Annotated in this window: 13 protein-coding genes; 1 reads left to right on the top strand and 12 read right to left on the bottom strand. The window is 72.1% G+C overall.

Features of this window, described 5'->3' with window-relative positions; translation table 11 throughout:
- The 12 genes from efp to KBY47_RS17390 form a co-directional block, all read right to left on the bottom strand.
- Positions 1 to 567 (bottom strand): elongation factor P, encoded by a 567-nt coding sequence (gene efp, locus KBY47_RS17335; protein WP_210922039.1) that lies wholly within the window; start codon positions 565 to 567, stop codon positions 1 to 3.
- Positions 568 to 613: 46 nt separating this feature from the next.
- Positions 614 to 1720 carry an aminopeptidase P family protein gene (locus tag KBY47_RS17340; RefSeq protein ID WP_210922040.1) on the bottom strand — a complete coding sequence of 369 codons (1107 nt, stop codon included), beginning with the start codon at positions 1718 to 1720 and terminating at the stop codon, positions 614 to 616.
- A gap of 112 nt (positions 1721 to 1832) precedes the next feature.
- Positions 1833 to 2771 carry a Pro-rich N-terminal domain-containing protein gene (locus tag KBY47_RS17345; RefSeq protein ID WP_210922041.1) on the bottom strand — a complete coding sequence of 313 codons (939 nt, stop codon included), beginning with the start codon at positions 2769 to 2771 and terminating at the stop codon, positions 1833 to 1835.
- Positions 2772 to 2957: 186 nt separating this feature from the next.
- Entirely contained in the window at positions 2958 to 4049 is a 1092-nt protein-coding gene (aroB, locus tag KBY47_RS17350) for a 3-dehydroquinate synthase (RefSeq protein WP_210922042.1), read from the bottom strand.
- Entirely contained in the window at positions 4046 to 4561 is a 516-nt protein-coding gene (locus KBY47_RS17355; RefSeq protein WP_210922043.1) for a shikimate kinase, read from the bottom strand. Before KBY47_RS17355 ends, aroB begins: the two co-directional genes overlap by 4 nt.
- Positions 4558 to 5742 (bottom strand): chorismate synthase, encoded by a 1185-nt coding sequence (aroC, locus tag KBY47_RS17360; RefSeq protein ID WP_210922044.1) that lies wholly within the window; start codon positions 5740 to 5742, stop codon positions 4558 to 4560. Before aroC ends, KBY47_RS17355 begins: the two co-directional genes overlap by 4 nt.
- A gap of 231 nt (positions 5743 to 5973) precedes the next feature.
- The gene (locus KBY47_RS17365; RefSeq protein WP_210922045.1) at positions 5974 to 6813 is read right to left on the bottom strand and encodes a shikimate dehydrogenase; all 840 of its coding nucleotides are present in this window, start codon (positions 6811 to 6813) and stop codon (positions 5974 to 5976) included.
- 23 nt (positions 6814 to 6836) lie between these two features.
- On the bottom strand, positions 6837 to 8606 hold the full coding sequence (gene mltG, locus KBY47_RS17370; protein WP_210922046.1) for an endolytic transglycosylase MltG: 1770 nt from the start codon (positions 8604 to 8606) through the stop codon (positions 6837 to 6839).
- A gap of 120 nt (positions 8607 to 8726) precedes the next feature.
- Positions 8727 to 9191 carry a Holliday junction resolvase RuvX gene (gene ruvX, locus KBY47_RS17375; protein WP_210922093.1) on the bottom strand — a complete coding sequence of 155 codons (465 nt, stop codon included), beginning with the start codon at positions 9189 to 9191 and terminating at the stop codon, positions 8727 to 8729.
- A gap of 35 nt (positions 9192 to 9226) precedes the next feature.
- Positions 9227 to 11899, bottom strand: a complete 2673-nt coding sequence (gene alaS, locus KBY47_RS17380; RefSeq protein ID WP_210922047.1) for an alanine--tRNA ligase — start codon at positions 11897 to 11899, stop codon at positions 9227 to 9229.
- Positions 11899 to 12255, bottom strand: coding sequence for a hypothetical protein (locus KBY47_RS17385; RefSeq protein ID WP_210922048.1), 357 nt, complete (start codon positions 12253 to 12255; stop codon positions 11899 to 11901). Before KBY47_RS17385 ends, alaS begins: the two co-directional genes overlap by 1 nt.
- A gap of 6 nt (positions 12256 to 12261) precedes the next feature.
- A complete protein-coding gene (locus KBY47_RS17390; protein ID WP_210922049.1) occupies positions 12262 to 12708 on the bottom strand; it encodes a DUF948 domain-containing protein in 447 nt (148 codons plus the stop codon).
- Positions 12709 to 12881: 173 nt separating this feature from the next.
- Here KBY47_RS17390 and KBY47_RS17395 point away from each other — a divergent pair, with 173 nt between their 5' ends.
- On the top strand, positions 12882 to 15062 hold the full coding sequence (locus KBY47_RS17395; protein ID WP_210922050.1) for an AAA family ATPase: 2181 nt from the start codon (positions 12882 to 12884) through the stop codon (positions 15060 to 15062).
- The last annotated feature ends 26 nt before the right edge of the window (positions 15063 to 15088 follow it).

The following is a 15088-nucleotide window of genomic DNA, read 5'->3' on the forward strand; positions in this document are numbered from 1 at the left end:
TTAGCTGTTCACCCGGCCGAGGTAGTCGCTCGTACGCGTGTCGACCTTGATCTTCTCACCGGTGGTGATGAAGAGCGGGACCTGGATCTGGTGGTCGGTCTCCAGGGTGGCGGGCTTGGTGCCGCCGGTGGAGCGGTCGCCCTGCACGCCCGGCTCGGTCTCCTTGACGGTCAGCTCGACGGCGGCGGGCAGCTCGACGAAGAGCACCTCGCCCTCGTGCTGCGCGACGGTCGCGGTGAAGCCCTCGACCAGGAAGTTGGCGGCGTCGCCGACGGCCTTGCGGTCGACCATGAGCTGGTCGTAGGTCTCCATGTCCATGAAGACGAAGTAGTCGCCGTCCATGTAGGAGAACTGCATGTCGCGCTTGTCGACAGTGGCCGTCTCGACCTTGACGCCGGCGTTGAAGGTCTTGTCGACCACCTTGCCCGAGAGCACGTTCTTGAGCTTGGTGCGCACGAAGGCGGGGCCCTTGCCGGGCTTGACGTGCTGGAACTCGACGACGGACCAGAGCTGGCCGCCTTCGAGCTTGAGCACCATGCCGTTCTTGAGGTCGTTCGTGGAAGCCACGGTTGCGGAATCTCCTGGACTGACGTGGACGACCAGAAGACACGCGCTACAGCGCGAGCAGCTCCTTGGTCGTGATGGTGAGTAGCTCGGGTCCGCCGTCCGCCTCGGGGCGTACGACGAGCGTGTCATCGATCCGGACACCGCCCCGGCCCGGGAGGTGGACCCCCGGTTCGACGGTGACCGGCACGCAAGCGTCCAGTTTACCCATGGCCGTGGGGGCCAACTGAGGGTCCTCGTCGATTTCGAGCCCCACACCGTGCCCGGTGAGCGGTTGGAGCCGCTCGGCGTGCCCGGCGGAGTCCAGCACCTGACGCGCGGCACGGTCCACGTCACGGAAGGCGGCGCCCGGCGCCAGCGCCTCACGTCCGGCGCGCTGGGCCGCGAAGACCAGGTCGTACAGCTCGATCTGCCAGTCCGCAGGGCTGGTGCCGATCACGAAGGTGCGGCCGATCTCGCAGCGGTAGCCGCGGTAGGCGGCGCCCAGGCAGACGGAGAGGAAGTCACCCTCCTCCACCCGCCGGTCGGTGGGCCGGTGGCCCCGGTGCCCGGCGTGCGGTCCGGTGGCGACGGAGGTCGGGAACGCGGGACCGTCGGCGCCGTGGTCGACCAGGCGCCGCTCCAGCTCCAGGGCGAGATGCCGCTCGGTGCGGCCCACCAGGATGGACTCGAGGAGTTCGCCCAGCGCCTGGTCGGCGATCTCGGCGCCGATCCGCAGGCAGGAGATCTCCTCCTCGTCCTTCACCACCCTGAGCTGCTCGACCGCGCCGCCCAGGTCGGCCAGGCGCAGCCGGGGCGCGACCGAGCCGATGGCACGGTGCCGGGCGACGGTGAGGTGGTGCTCCTCCACCGCGAGCGAGTCGGCGCCCTGGGCGGTGGCGAGGTCGGCGGCGGCGACGGCCGCGTCACCTCCGGGGCCGGGCAGGGCGTGCACCCGCAGCGCCTCGTCCGGTCGCCCCTGTGTGGGGCGGTCGTCCGGCGGGCCGACGCACACCAGCAGATCCTCGCGCTTGCCCAGCAGCAGGACGGCGTTCTTGGGCGCCGCGCCCGCGAGGTAGCGCACATTGGCGGGCCGGGTGACCAGCGCCGCCGCGCTGCCACCCGCGTTGCACCGGTCCCTCAGCCGTGTCCGGCGAGCCGCGTACACCTCTGACATGACCCGAGCGTAAGAGCTGAACGGTGCGGGCGCCGGTCGGGAACGGCCGAGTGGGGGGCACCCGGGGTGCCCGGGGCGGCTGGCGCCGCGTGGGACCCTGGGTGCGGCCCGGTCACCACTGCGGCGGGCTCGCGATCGACCTCGCCAGTACGTCGTCCAGCATCCGCGCGGTCGCCGGTATGTCGAGCTGGGAGTTGTCGATGATCGGCAGCCCCGAGCCGTACCAGCCCGCCATCCGGCCGTGGATGCGGGCCACCTCCTCGTCGCCGAGGCGGCGGTTGCCGGACCGTTCGGCGTTGCGCTCCAGGACGATGTCGAGTCCGGGCAGCAGCACCACGGGCAGCAGCCCGGGGCCGACGTGCCGCTTCCAGCCGCCGAGGCCGACGACCGGGCGGTCCGGGAAGACGGCGTCGTCGAGGATGCAGGAGATGCCGTTGGCGAGGAAGTTGCGCGCGGCGAAGCCGCAGGTGCGGCGGGCCAGGCGGTACTGCGCCTCGGAGTGCTCGTTCCACCCGGACTGGGGGTCGGCGAAGCCGGAGCGGACCCATTCGCGTACGTCGTCGAGGCTGATGTGGGCGGTGGGGACCCGGCGGTGGTCCGCCCAGTACTTGGCGACGCTGGTCTTCCCGGCGCCCGCGGGCCCGATCAGCAGCACCGCGAGGGTGGTGGTGACCGGGTCGGGCGCGGCCATGGCGGGCGGGGCGCTCGGCATGCCGACGGGACCGCCGGGCGGCAGCGGCACATGGCCGGTGGTGTCCGGGGTCGGCGGGCCCGGGAGCGGGGCCTGATGGGGTGGCGCCGCCGGGTGCGGTGGCCCCGGTGGGTGGGCCCCGGGCGGCGGCACGGGCGGCACCGGGTGGTGCGAGGCCGGGTGGTGGGGCGCGGGGTGGTGCGGTACGGGCGGGATCGGGGCCGTGGGCGCTCCGCTGAAGCCGGGGTCATGGGGCCCCGGGTGGTGCCCGGGGGGCGGTCCGGCCGGGGACCAGCCGACGGCTGGTCCGTGCCCCGGCTGGTGGGGCGGCGGCAGCTCGGACCCCGCTGCGTGCTGCATCCGCTCCCACTCCGTCTCGTGCACGTTCTCGTGCGGGTCAACTGGCGCCGATGGCGGGGTTGTGCTTCCGCGGTCCCGCTTCCTACCGAACGGTACCTTCCCCGGCCGTCCTTTGGTGAACGGCCGGGGCCGGACCGAAGTGCCCGACCCGGCGACCCGGTTGGGGCGGGACGGACACGGGCGGACCTACTCGGCGACTTCCCCGTACGCGGCCAGCAACACGGCCGGGTCCGGGCCCTCCAGGACGGTCGGCCTGGCGAGGCCGTCCAGGACGATGAAGCGCAACAGGTCGCCCCGGGACTTCTTGTCGACCTTCATGGTCTCCAGCAGCTTGGGCCACTGGTCGTAGCGGTAGCTCAGCGGCAGCCCGACGGCCTGAAGGACCGTACGGTGCCGGTCGGCGGTCGCGTCGTCCAGACGGCCCGCCAGACGGCCCAGTTCGGCGGCGAAGTGCATACCGACCGAGACCGCCGCGCCGTGCCGCCACTTGTAGCGCTCGTTCTTCTCGATGGCGTGCGCGAGGGTGTGGCCGTAGTTGAGGATCTCCCGCAGCCCCGACTCCTTCAGGTCGGAGGAGACGACCTCGGCCTTCACCCGGATCGAGCGCTCGATCAACTCGGCGGTGTGCGGCCCCGCCGGGGTGCGCGCGGCCTGCGGGTCGGCCTCGATCAGCTCCAGGATCGCCGGGTCGGCGATGAAACCGGCCTTGATGATCTCCGCGAGCCCGGAGACGTAGTCGTTGACCGGCAGCGAGTCCAGCGCCGCGAGGTCGCAGAGCACACCCGCGGGCGGGTGGAAGGAGCCCACCAGGTTCTTGCCCTCGGCGGTGTTGATGCCGGTCTTGCCGCCGACGGCCGCGTCCACCATGGCCAGCACGGTCGTCGGGACCGCGATCCAGCGCACCCCGCGCAGCCAGGTCGCCGCCACGAAACCGGCCAGGTCCGTGGTCGCGCCGCCGCCCACCCCGACGACGACGTCGCTGCGGGTGAACCCGGACTGACCGAGCGCCTTCCAGCAGTAGGCGGCGACCTCGGCGGTCTTGGCCTCTTCGGCGTTGGGCACCTGGATGGCGACCGCCTCGAAGCCCTGCTCGGCCAGGTCGGCCCGCAGCGCCTCACCGGTCTCGGCCAGCGCCTCCGGGTGGACGACCGCGACCCGCTTGGCCTTCTCGCCGATCAGCGCGCCGAGTTCACCGAGCAGCTGACGGCCCACCAGGACCTCGTAGGGGTCACTGCCCGCGGTGCCGCCGACCTGGATCCGGGTGACTGCCTCGCTCATGCTTCCTTCAACTCCACGGCGTTCAGGACCTCCTGGGTGACCTCTTCGGGCGTACGCCCGTCGGTCGGGACGACCGCGACGGCGATCTGCTCGTACAGATGCCGCCTGGCCTCCATCAGTTCCCGCCACTGCTTGCGCGGGTTGACCGCGAGCAGCGGCCGGGCGGCGTTCAGGCCGGTGCGCTTGACCGCCTCCTCGACGTCCATCGAGAGGTAGACGACCCGCGCCCCCGCCAGCAGCGCCCGGGTGTCGGCGTCCAGGATGGCGCCGCCGCCCAGTGCCAGTACGCCGTCGTGCTCGGCGAGCGCGGTGCGCACCGCCCGCTTCTCGACCGCCCGGAAGGCCGCCTCGCCCTCGTCGACGAAGATCTCCGCGATCGACCGGCCCTCGGCGGCGACGATGTCCTCGTCCGTGTCCCGGAAGCCGACGCCCAGGTGCTCCGCGAGCAGGAGCCCGACGGTGGACTTGCCCACGCCCATCGGCCCGACGAGGACGACCAGCGGCCCGGTCACCGGATCGCCAGGTTGTCGAGGTAGCCGCGGACGTTGCGGCGGGTCTCGGGGACGCTGTCGCCGCCGAACTTCTCGGCGACCGCGTCGGCCAGCACCAGCGCCACCATCGCCTCGGCGACGATCCCGGCCGCGGGTACGGCGCACACGTCGGAGCGCTGGTGATGGGCGGCGGCGGGCTCGCCGGTGGCGACGTCCACGGTCTTCAGGGCGCGCGGCACGGTCGCGATGGGCTTCATCGCCGCCCGCACCCGCAGCAGCTCGCCGGTGGTCAGACCGCCCTCGGTGCCGCCGGAGCGGCCGGTGGCGCGCCGGATGCCGTCGTCGGTGGTGACGATCTCGTCGTGCGCCTGGGAGCCCGGCACCCGGGCCAGGTCGAAGCCGTCGCCGACCTCCACGCCCTTGATCGCCTGGATGCCCATCAGCGCCGCCGCGAGCCGGGCGTCGAGCCTCCGGTCCCAGTGCACATGGGAGCCGAGACCGACGGGGACGCCGTAGGCCAGCACCTCGACCACGCCACCGAGGGTGTCGCCGTCCTTGTGGGCCTGGTCGATCTCCGCGACCATCGCCTTCGACGCGTCGGCGTCCAGGCAGCGCACCGGGTCGGCGTCGAGCCGCTCCACGTCGGCGGGGGTCGGGTAGACGCCGTACGGCGCCTTGGCCGAGGCCAGCTCGACGACGTGCGAGACGATCTCGATCCCGGCGGTCTCCTTCAGGTACGAGCGGGCCACCGCGCCCAGCGCCACCCGTGCCGCCGTCTCCCTTGCCGAGGCACGCTCCAGGATCGGCCGGGCCTCGTCGAAGCCGTACTTCTGCATGCCCGCGAGGTCGGCGTGGCCGGGGCGGGGGCGGGTCAGCGGCGCGTTGCGGGCCAGCTCGGCCAGCTCGTCCGGGTCCACCGGGTCGGCGGCCATGACCTTCTCCCACTTGGGCCACTCGGTGTTGCCGACCATGACCGCGACCGGCGAGCCCAGGGTCAGTCCGTGCCGGACGCCACCGATGAAGGTGACCTCGTCCCGCTCGAACTTCATCCGCGCACCGCGTCCATAGCCCAGCCGCCGCCTCGCCAGGTGGTCCGCCACCATCTCCGTGGTGATCGGCACGCCGGCGGGAAGGCCCTCCAGCGTCGCGACGAGTGCGGGACCGTGGGACTCCCCCGCGGTCAGCCAGCGCAACCTGCTCAACGGTGCTCCTCAGTGCTCGCGCCCTGGTACTGCCTCACGCACGCGCGTCCTCGCGTACGCCGCGGCGCGACCTGGGTGCGCGGCCCTGGCCCGCCACCTCCGATCCTCCCACGTCCGGACCCGTGTCCCGGCCGCCGGTCCATCAGGCGGGACGGGCCGGGCCCCGGCCGGACCCGCCGGACCGCCGCCACGGCGCGTCCGTCCCGGGGAAGTCTCCCCGCGGGTACCGCCCTAGCGCTCGGCGAGCGCGTGTTCGCCCGCCTTCCGCATCGCCTCCACCGGGGCCGGGCCGCGGCCGGTCATCTGCTCCACCTGGAGCACCGCCTGGTGGACCAGCAGGTCGAGGCCGCTGACGACGGCACCGCCGTGCGCCGACCAGCGCGCCGCGAGCGCGGTGGGCCAGGGGTCGTAGAGGACGTCGAAGAGGGTGGTGGGCGCCTCCGGTACGGCGGCGGCGAGCGCGTCGGTCGTACCGGCCGGGGTGGTGGCGACGACCAGCGGGGCGCGCAGCGCCCGGGCCGCGTCGGACCAGTCGGCGGTGCGGACCTCGACGCCGAGCCGTTCGCCCCACTGCCGCATCTCGGCGGCCCGGGCCGCGCTGCGGACATAGACGGTGACCGGGCCGGTGCAGATCCGGGACAGCGCGGCGAGCGCGGAGGACGCGGTGGCGCCCGCGCCGAGCACGGCCGCGGTGCCGACCTGTTCGATGCCGTGCTCGCGGAGCGCGGCGACCATGCCGGGGATGTCGGTGTTGTCGCCGAGACGTCGGCCGTCCTCGGTGAAGACGACGGTGTTGACCGCCTCGACCGAGGCCGCCGTCTCGCTGATCTCGTCCACCAGCGGGATCACCGCACGTTTCAGCGGCATAGTCAGCGACAGCCCCGCCCACTCGGGGCCGAGCGTGTCGAAGAAGCCCGGCAGCGCCGCCTCGTCGACGTCGAAACGGTCGTACGTCCAGCCGCTCAGCCCCAGCTCGTCGTATGCGGCGCGGTGCAGCACCGGCGAGAGCGAGTGGGCGATCGGCGATCCGAGCACGGCGGCCCGGCGGGCGGCTGGGGCCCCAATTGTCATGACCTGTCCTTGGCCGTTGTTCTCTAGCGCGAGGCGTTGAACTGCTCGACGAGCTTCTCGTGCTCGGCGAGCGTCTTGGTGAACTTGCTGGTCTTGCCGTCCAGCGAGATGAAGTAGTACCAGCCGTCGTCCGTCGGGTTGAGCGCGCCCCTGAGCGCTTCCTCGCCCGGGTTGTCGATGGGACCGGGCGGGAGTCCCTTGACGAAGTACGTGTTGTACGGGTTGTCGAACTGCTTGAGCTCCGCGATCGTCAGGTCGATCTTGCTCTGGTTCTTGATGTAGTTGTACGTGGAGTCGAACTCCAGAGAGCCGTAGGTCTCGGGGTTCCCGGCGTCGAGGCGGTTGTAGACGACCTCGGCCATCTTGCGGAAGTCGTCGTGGCTGGTGCCCTCGGCCTGCGCCAGGCTGGCCACGGTGAGCAGCTGCCAGGGGTCGTCGAGGCCCAGGCCCTTCGCCTTCTTCTCCAGGCCCAGTTCCTCGTACTTGTCGCTCGCGCGGCCGACCATCTCCCTCAGGACGGCCTCCGGCTTCTGCCCCTTGCTGGCGGCGTAGCTGGACGGGTAGAGGAATCCTTCCAGCGGATCCTTCACATCGGGGTGGTTCAGGGCCCAGTCGGGCAGCCCGAGGTTCTTGTACTCCTGCTTCGCGACCTTCGCCGTGGTGCCCTCGGACAGCTCCAAGCGCTCGTCGATCATCTTGTAGACCGCGACGTTGCGCGTGCCCTCGGGGACGACCAGGTTGTTCTGGCTCTTGGGGTCGAGCATCATGTCGACGGCGCTCGCCGCGGACATCTCCTTGCGCAGCAGATAGGCGCCCGCTTGGATGGAGTCGCCGTCCGCGTTCTGTGACTGCGCGGCGACGAAGGCGTCCACGCTCTTGACGACGCCCGCCGCCTTCAGCCGACGGCCGATCTCGTAGCCGGTCGCACCCTTGGGAATCTCGACGGCCACCTGCTCGTCCGTACCGTCCCCCGCGAAGTCCGGGGCCGAGCCGAAACGATCCTGGTAGAACTGGTAGCCGAAGTACGTGACCCCGGCGAGCCCTCCGCCGAACACAAGGGCGACCACCAGACAGGCGCAGCCGCTGCGGCTCTTCTTGTCCTTGCCGCCCCGCCCGCGCCGCTCCCCGCGCCCACGCCGCCCGCCGGACCCGTCGTCGGGGCCGTCACGGTCGTCGGCGTCGTCGTCCTCGTCGTCACCGCCGGCGAAGAAGGCGTGCTCGCCCTGGTCGGGACCCGGGTCCCAGTCGGTCTCCGGCTCCGGCTCGGCGCGCCGTCGGCTCGGCGGCTCCGGCGGCGGATAGGCGTCCGGCGTGTTGTAGAAGTCGGGCTGCTCACCGTTGTAGGCCGCGCTCTGCTGGGCGTACGGGTCGGCCGGGTCGCCGGGGTAGGGGGTCTGCGGGTGTGCGCCGGTGGACCAGCCGCCGTTGTCGTACTGCTGCTGCTGGTCCTGGCCGCCGTAGTACTGCTGGTTGTACTGGTCGTACTGCTGGTTGCCCTGCTGGTGGTGCTGCTGGTTGCCCTGCTGGTCGTACTGGTGCCCGTACTGCTGCGGGTACTGCTGCTGCGGCTGGGCGTAAGGATCCTGCGCGCCCTGGCCCCAGTCGCCGTACTGCGACTGCTGCGACTGCTGCGACTGCTGCGACTGCGGCTGCTGCGGGTAGTGCTGCGGCTGGCCGCCGTAGGTGGACTGCTGGCCCTGGTGAGCCTGCTGTCCGCCCCATCCGCCGTCCCCGTACAACGGGTCCTCCGGATCCCACGGTTCGGAGCCTTGGCCCCGGCCATACTCAGTCATCGATCCCCTAGAGCCGCGAGGCGGCGGTCACGCGGCTCCGGGTCCGGTGTCCGTCCCGCCTCTCCTGTGCGGCAGCTGTTCGAATGCCACCGCATCGCGCGGAACGTTACCGTATCGCGATCAGATGACCACTTCGACGCCCTCGCCCGGGGCTTTGCCTGACACCCGTTCGGATTCCAGTGCCTGCTGAAGGATGATCACAGCGGCGGCCTGGTCGATGACCGAGCGTCCCTTCTTCGACTTCACCCCCGAGGCACGCAGTCCCTGGCTGGCCGTGACGGTGGTCATCCGTTCGTCGACGAGCCGGACCGGGACCGGCCGGATGCCCCTGGCCAGCTCCTGGGCGAAGACCCGGACCTTGGCCGCGGCCGGGCCCTCGCCCCCCTTGAGGGAGCGCGGGAGCCCGACCACGACCTCGATCGGTTCGTACTCCTGCACGAGCTGGCGAAGCCTCCGGTGCGCGGCCGGGACGTCCCGGCCGGGCACCGTCTCCACCGGTGTGGCGAGGATCCCGTCGGGGTCGCAGGAGGCGACCCCGATCCGGGCGTCCCCGACGTCGATCGCGAGGCGACGGCCGCGGCGCATCCCGTGGCCGGTCCCGCCCGTCGGTCCGTCGGTGCTCACTTGGCCGTCTCGCCCACGAGCCGCTCGACCGCGTCGACGGCGTCACCGACGGCGGCCGGGTTCTGGCCGCCGCCCTGGGCGACGTCCGGCTTGCCGCCACCGCCGCCGCCGAGCGTCTTGGCGGCCGTACGAACCAGGTCACCGGCCTTCAGACCGCGCTCGCGGGCGGCCTCGTTGGTGGCGATGACCATCAGCGGCTTGCCGTTCACCACGGTGAACAGGGCGACCACGGCGGCCCGGCCGCCCTGGATACGGCCGCGCACGTCCAGGACCAGCTTGCGCAGGTCGTCGGCGGTGGTGCCGTCCGGCACCTGCCCGGTGACCAGGGCGATGCCCCGGACGTCCTTGGCGGACTCGGCGAGTCCGGCGGCGGCCTGGAGCACCTTCTCGGCGCGGAACTTCTCGATCTCCTTCTCGGCGTCCTTCAGCCTGCCGAGCATGGCGGACACCTTCTCCGGCAGTTCCTCCGAGCGGCCCTTGAGCAGCTCGGTGAGCTGGTTGACCACCGTGTGCTCACGGGCCAGGAAGTTGTAGGCGTCGACACCGACCAGGGCCTCGATACGGCGCACACCGGAGCCGATCGACGACTCGCCGAGCAGCTTCACCAGGCCGAGCTGGGCGGTGTTGTGCACATGCGTGCCGCCGCACAGCTCCTTGGAGAAGTCGCCGATGGTGACCACGCGGACCCGCTCGCCGTACTTCTCGCCGAACTCGGCGATGGCGCCCTGCCGCTTGGCCTCGTCGATGCCCATGACGTCGGCGCGGACGTCCAGGTCACGGGCGAGCACCTCGTTGATCTTCTGCTCGACGTCGAGCATGACCGTCTGCGGTACGGCGGACGGGGAGCCGAAGTCGAAGCGGAAGCGGCCGGGCTGGTTCTCGGAGCCGGCCTGGGCGGCCGTGGGGCCGAGGGCGTCGCGCAGGGCCTGGTGGGTGAGGTGGGTGGCGGAGTGGGCGCGGGCGATGGCCTTGCGCCGCCGGTCGTCGATCGAGGCGTGGGCCTTGGCGCCGACCGTGACCTCGCCGACCTGGACGACGCCCTTGTGGACGTAGACGCCGGGCACCGGCTTCTGGCAGTCACGGATCTCGATCACGGCACCGGAGTCCACCTTGATCCGGCCGGTGTCGCCGATCTGGCCGCCGCCCTCGGCGTAGAACGGGGTGCGGTCGAGGACGATCTCGACCTCGTCGCCCTCGGTGGCGGCCGGGGAGGACAGCCCGTCGACGAGGATGCCGACGACCGTGGACTCGCCCTCGGTGTCGGTGTACCCGATGAACTCGGTGGCACCGGCGGAGTCGGCGATCTCACGGTAGGCACCCATGTCGGCGTGGCCGGTCTTCTTGGCCTGGGCGTCGGCCTTGGCGCGCTCCCGCTGCTCCTTCATCAGGCGCCGGAAGCCGTCCTCGTCCACGGACAGGCCCTGCTCTGCGGCCATCTCCAGGGTGAGGTCGATCGGGAAGCCCCAGGTGTCGTGGAGCAGGAAGGCCTTGTCGCCGGGGAGCACGGTGGCACCGGCGGCCTTGGTCTCGCTGACGGCGGTGTCGAGGATGTTGGTGCCCGCCTTCAGCGTCTTCAGGAAGGCGTTCTCCTCGGCGAGGGCGACCTTCTCGATCCGCTCGCGGTCGGTGATCAGCTCGGGGTACTGCTGGCCCATCATGCCGATCACGACGTCGATGAGGTCCTTGACGACCGGCCCGGTGGCACCGAGGAGGCGCATGTTGCGGATGGCGCGGCGCATGATCCGGCGCAGCACGTAGCCGCGGCCCTCGTTGCCCGGGGTGACGCCGTCGCCGATGAGCATGGTGGCGGTGCGCATGTGGTCGGTGACCACGCGCAGGGAGACGTCGGAGGCGTGGGCGTCGCCGTAGCGGACGCCGGTCAGCTCGGTGGCCTTGTTGATGACGGCCATCGAGGTGTCGATCTCGTACATGTTCTGCACGCCCTGGAGAATCATGGCGAGCCGTTCGAGACCGAGTCCGGTGTCGATGTTCTTGCTCGGCAGTTCGCCGAGGATCTCGAAGTTGTCCTTGCCGGTGCCCTCGCCGCGCTCGTACTGCATGAAGACGAGGTTCCAGATCTCCACGTACCGCTCGTCGTTGACGGCGGGGCCGCCCTCGGCGCCGAACTCGGGGCCGCGGTCGTAGTTGATCTCGGAGCAGGGGCCGCAGGGGCCGGGGACGCCCATGGACCAGTAGTTGTCCTTCATGCCGAGGCGCTGGATGCGCTCCTTCGGCACGCCGACGACGTCGTGCCAGATGCGCTCGGCCTCGTCGTCGTCCTTGTAGACGGTGATCCAGAGCTTCTCCGGCTCCAGGCCGTAACCGCCCTTGTCCTGGGGGCTGGTGAGCAGCTCCCAGGCGAGCTTGATGGCGCCTTCCTTGAAGTAGTCGCCGAAGGAGAAGTTGCCGCACATCTGGAAGAACGTGCCGTGCCGGGTGGTCTTGCCGACCTCTTCGATGTCGGGGGTGCGCACACACTTCTGCACGCTGGTGGCGCGGTCGAAGGGCGGCTTGACCTCACCCAGGAAGTAGGGCTTGAAGGGCACCATGCCGGCGGGGACGAGGAGCAGAGTCGGGTCGTCCGCGATGAGCGACGCCGAAGGGACGACGGTGTGCCCGCGCTCCTCGAAGAAGCTCAGCCAGCGGCGGCGGATCTCAGCCGACTCCATCAGTGGTCCTCATTCCGGTTGTACGAGTACGTCGTCCGGTCGATGACGTACGTCTTCGTCTTGTTGCTGTTCTCGATGGCGGGGTACCGCCGGGCGGCCGGGAGTTGGGGGTCGACGGGCGCGTTCAGGCCGAGCGCCTCGCCGAGTTCGGCCTCCCGCTCGGCCATGTTGTGGCGGACGTCCAGCGCGAAGCCGACCGCGCGGTCCTTGAGGCGGTGACCGGCCTCGATCGCCTTGTTCGCCGCGCTGGCGGCGAGGCTCTCGGGGGTCAGCTGCCGCAGCTTGCGGTTGACCTTGGTGGTGGCCCACACCCCGGCTGCGACGCCGGTGCTGAACCAGAAGGTACGGCGGAACACTCGCTCTCAGTCCTTCTTTCCGCGCTGGTTGCGCCTGCCCCACCGCGCGGCCGGGACCGTACGGCCCACGATCACCGTACGACGGGCCGTCCGCTCGGGCGCGTCCTGCCGGCCGCCGCCGAGGGCCCGGCGCACGCCGTAGCCGAACGCCGCGACCTTGACCAGCGGGCCGCCGAAGGTGGAGGCGACGGTCGTCGACAGCGCGGACGCGTTCGACGTGACCTCCTGGACGTCCGAGGCGATCGCGTCGACCCGGTCGATCTGGGTCTGCGCGGAGCGCACCGCCGCGGAGGCGTCGGCCAGCAGCGGAACGGCCTGGTCGGTCACGTCCGCCACGAGCTTGGTGGTCGCCCTGAGCGTCTGGGCCAGCCTCGCCAGGGCCACGGCGAGGAAGGACACCAGGATCGCCCAGAAGACGGCCACCAGGATCCCGGCCACCTCTCCACCGGACACTGCGCACCCGCTCCCTGAAACGTACTGGGCATCTGCCTGAGCATCGAAAAAGTCGTGCACCGAGCCTATCGCGCCAGGGCTGCGCCTCCGTACCGGATTAGGTGGGGCGCGCGGGGCGGAGTCGCGCAAGCCGATTGTACGGACTGAATACGGTTCAGTACGCTCCGTGTTCCATGCGGGATCATCAGCGTGCCGAGGGCCCGAGGCCCGGCAACCTCCCCCTGGAGCTGGACGCGTTCGTGGGCCGGGCGGCCGAACTCACCGCGCTGGACCGGGCGCTCGACGCTTCCCGGCTGGTGACGGTGACCGGCCCCGGCGGGGTCGGCAAGTCCCGGCTCGCCGCCCGCGCGGGCGCCCGCCGCACTCCGCGCGACGGCGTCTGGCGCGCGGAGCTGTCCACGCTCAGGGATCCGGAGTTCGTCGCGTACGCCGTCGTGGAGGCCCTGGCCCTCACCGACCACACCGCGCGCCCGCCGCGTGAGACGCTCCACGACCATCTCGCGGACCGTGAACTCCTGCTGGTCCTCGACGGGTTCGAGCACCTGGTGGACGCCTGCGCCGCACTGGCCGCCGAACTGCTGCGCCGGGCACCCGGCCTCAAGGTGCTCGCGGTCGGCCGCCGGCCGCTGGGCGTGGCCGGAGAGCAGCTGTTCCCGCTGGCCCCGCTGGGCGAGGACGAGGGCGTGCGGCTCCTGCGGGAACGCGCCGCCCGCCAGGGCGTGACCCTCGACGACGACGATGACGTACGGCGGCTGTGCCGCAGGCTGGACGGCATCCCCCTCGCGCTGGAACTGGCGGCGGGACGGCTGCGGGCGCTGTCGCCGCGTCGGCTCCTGGAGCGGCTCGACGACCGGTTCCGGCTCCTGGACGGCGGCCCGCGCGACGGACTCCCCCGGCACCGGACCCTGCGCACGGCGATCGGCTGGAGCCACGAACTGTGCACACCACCGCAGCGCCTGCTGTGGGCGCGCCTGTCGGTGTTCGCCGGGACGTTCGACCTGGAGGCGGTCGAGTACGTGTGCGGCGGCGAGGACCTCCCCGCCCACGACGTCCTCGACGTCCTGGCACAGCTGCTCGACCAGTCGGTGCTCGGCCGCGAGGAGACCCCGGCCGGGGTCCGCTACCGCATGCTCGACACGGTCCGGGCGTACGGCGCCGAGTGGCTGACCGCGACCGGGGACGCCGAGCGGCTGCGGCGACGGCACCGCGACTGGTACCTGGGCCTGGCCACCTGGTGCGAGCTGGAGTGGTTCTCGCCGCGGCAGAGCGAGGTCGCCGCCCGGATCGACGCGGAGCTGCCCAATCTGCGGGGCGCCCTGGAGCACTGCCTGACCGAGCCGGACGGCGCGCACCTCGGCCAGTACCTGGCGGGCTCGCTCTGGTTCCACTGGGTCGGCTGCGGACGGCTCGCGGAAGGACGGCACTGGTTGCGGCGCTGTCTGGAGCCGGCCGGGGAGCCGACGGCCGGGGAGCGTTCCAGGCTGAAGGCGCTGTGGGTGCTCGGCTATGTGGCGGTCCTCCAGGGCGACCCGGTCACGGCACTGGGCGCCCTCCAGGAGTGCCGCGAGGAGGCCGAACGCGTCGCGAGCCCGACCGCGCTGGCGTACGCGGAGCACCGCACGGGATGTCTGGCGCTGGTCACGGACGACATGCCCCGCGCGGAGGCCCTGCTGCGCTCGGCGCTGGCGCGCTACCAGGACATCGGCGAGCTGAACAGCAATGTGCTGATGGGGCAGGTCGAGCTGGCGATGACCAGGGCGTTCCAGGGCGATCTCCCCGACGCCGTACGCCTGTGCGAGGACGTGCGCCGGGTCTGCGAGGACCACGGGGAGCGCTGGGCGCGCGGCTACGCGCTGTACGTGCTGGCGTACGCGGCCTGGCGCGAGGGCGATCTGCCCGGCGCCCGGGAACTGCTCACCGACTGCCTGCGGGACGCGCACGCCTTCCACGACCTGCTGGGCTCGGTGCTGGCGGTGGAGCTGCTGGCCCTGGTCACGGTGGCGGAGGGCGACGCCGCGGAGGCGGCGGTGCTCCAGGGCGCGGCGGCCGGGATGTGGCCGTCGGTGGGCCTGCCGCTGTTCGGCTCGGCCTACTACAACGCCCCGCACCAGCACTGCGAGGCACTGGCCCGGGAGCGGCTGGGCGACGAGCGGTACGCGCGCTGCGTACGGGAGGGAAGGCGGCTCGGCCGGGAGTCGGCCGTAGCGCGGGCCCTCGGCGGTCCCGGCGCCGGGTCCGGCAGGCCTCTCGTGCCGCGGGCGCCGCACGGGTCGGCGCGGCGGCTGCGGGGCCGGGCGGACCTGCACGAACCCGCCGCCCCGCGCACCCGGAAGGGCGGCGGGACGGCGGGCTGAGGTACCGCTGGAGTGCTGCGTCCTGC

This window comes from Streptomyces sp. B93 (genome assembly GCF_018070565.1).
Lineage (GTDB): Bacteria > Actinomycetota > Actinomycetes > Streptomycetales > Streptomycetaceae > Streptomyces.

Bases quoted from the DNA above. Each gene is read 5' to 3' on its own strand.
- KBY47_RS17340 (WP_210922040.1), bottom strand. From the start codon at position 1,720: ATGTCAGAGGTGTACGCGGCTCGCCGGACACGGCTGAGGGACCGGTGC.
- alaS (WP_210922047.1), bottom strand. From the start codon at position 11,899: ATGGAGTCGGCTGAGATCCGCCGCCGCTGGCTGAGCTTCTTCGAGGAG.
- KBY47_RS17345 (WP_210922041.1), bottom strand. From the start codon at position 2,771: ATGCAGCACGCAGCGGGGTCCGAGCTGCCGCCGCCCCACCAGCCGGGG.
- KBY47_RS17395 (WP_210922050.1), top strand. From the start codon at position 12,882: ATGCGGGATCATCAGCGTGCCGAGGGCCCGAGGCCCGGCAACCTCCCC.
- ruvX (WP_210922093.1), bottom strand. From the start codon at position 9,191: ATGCGCCGCGGCCGTCGCCTCGCGATCGACGTCGGGGACGCCCGGATC.
- mltG (WP_210922046.1), bottom strand. From the start codon at position 8,606: ATGACTGAGTATGGCCGGGGCCAAGGCTCCGAACCGTGGGATCCGGAG.
- aroB (WP_210922042.1), bottom strand. From the start codon at position 4,049: ATGAGCGAGGCAGTCACCCGGATCCAGGTCGGCGGCACCGCGGGCAGT.
- KBY47_RS17365 (WP_210922045.1), bottom strand. From the start codon at position 6,813: ATGACAATTGGGGCCCCAGCCGCCCGCCGGGCCGCCGTGCTCGGATCG.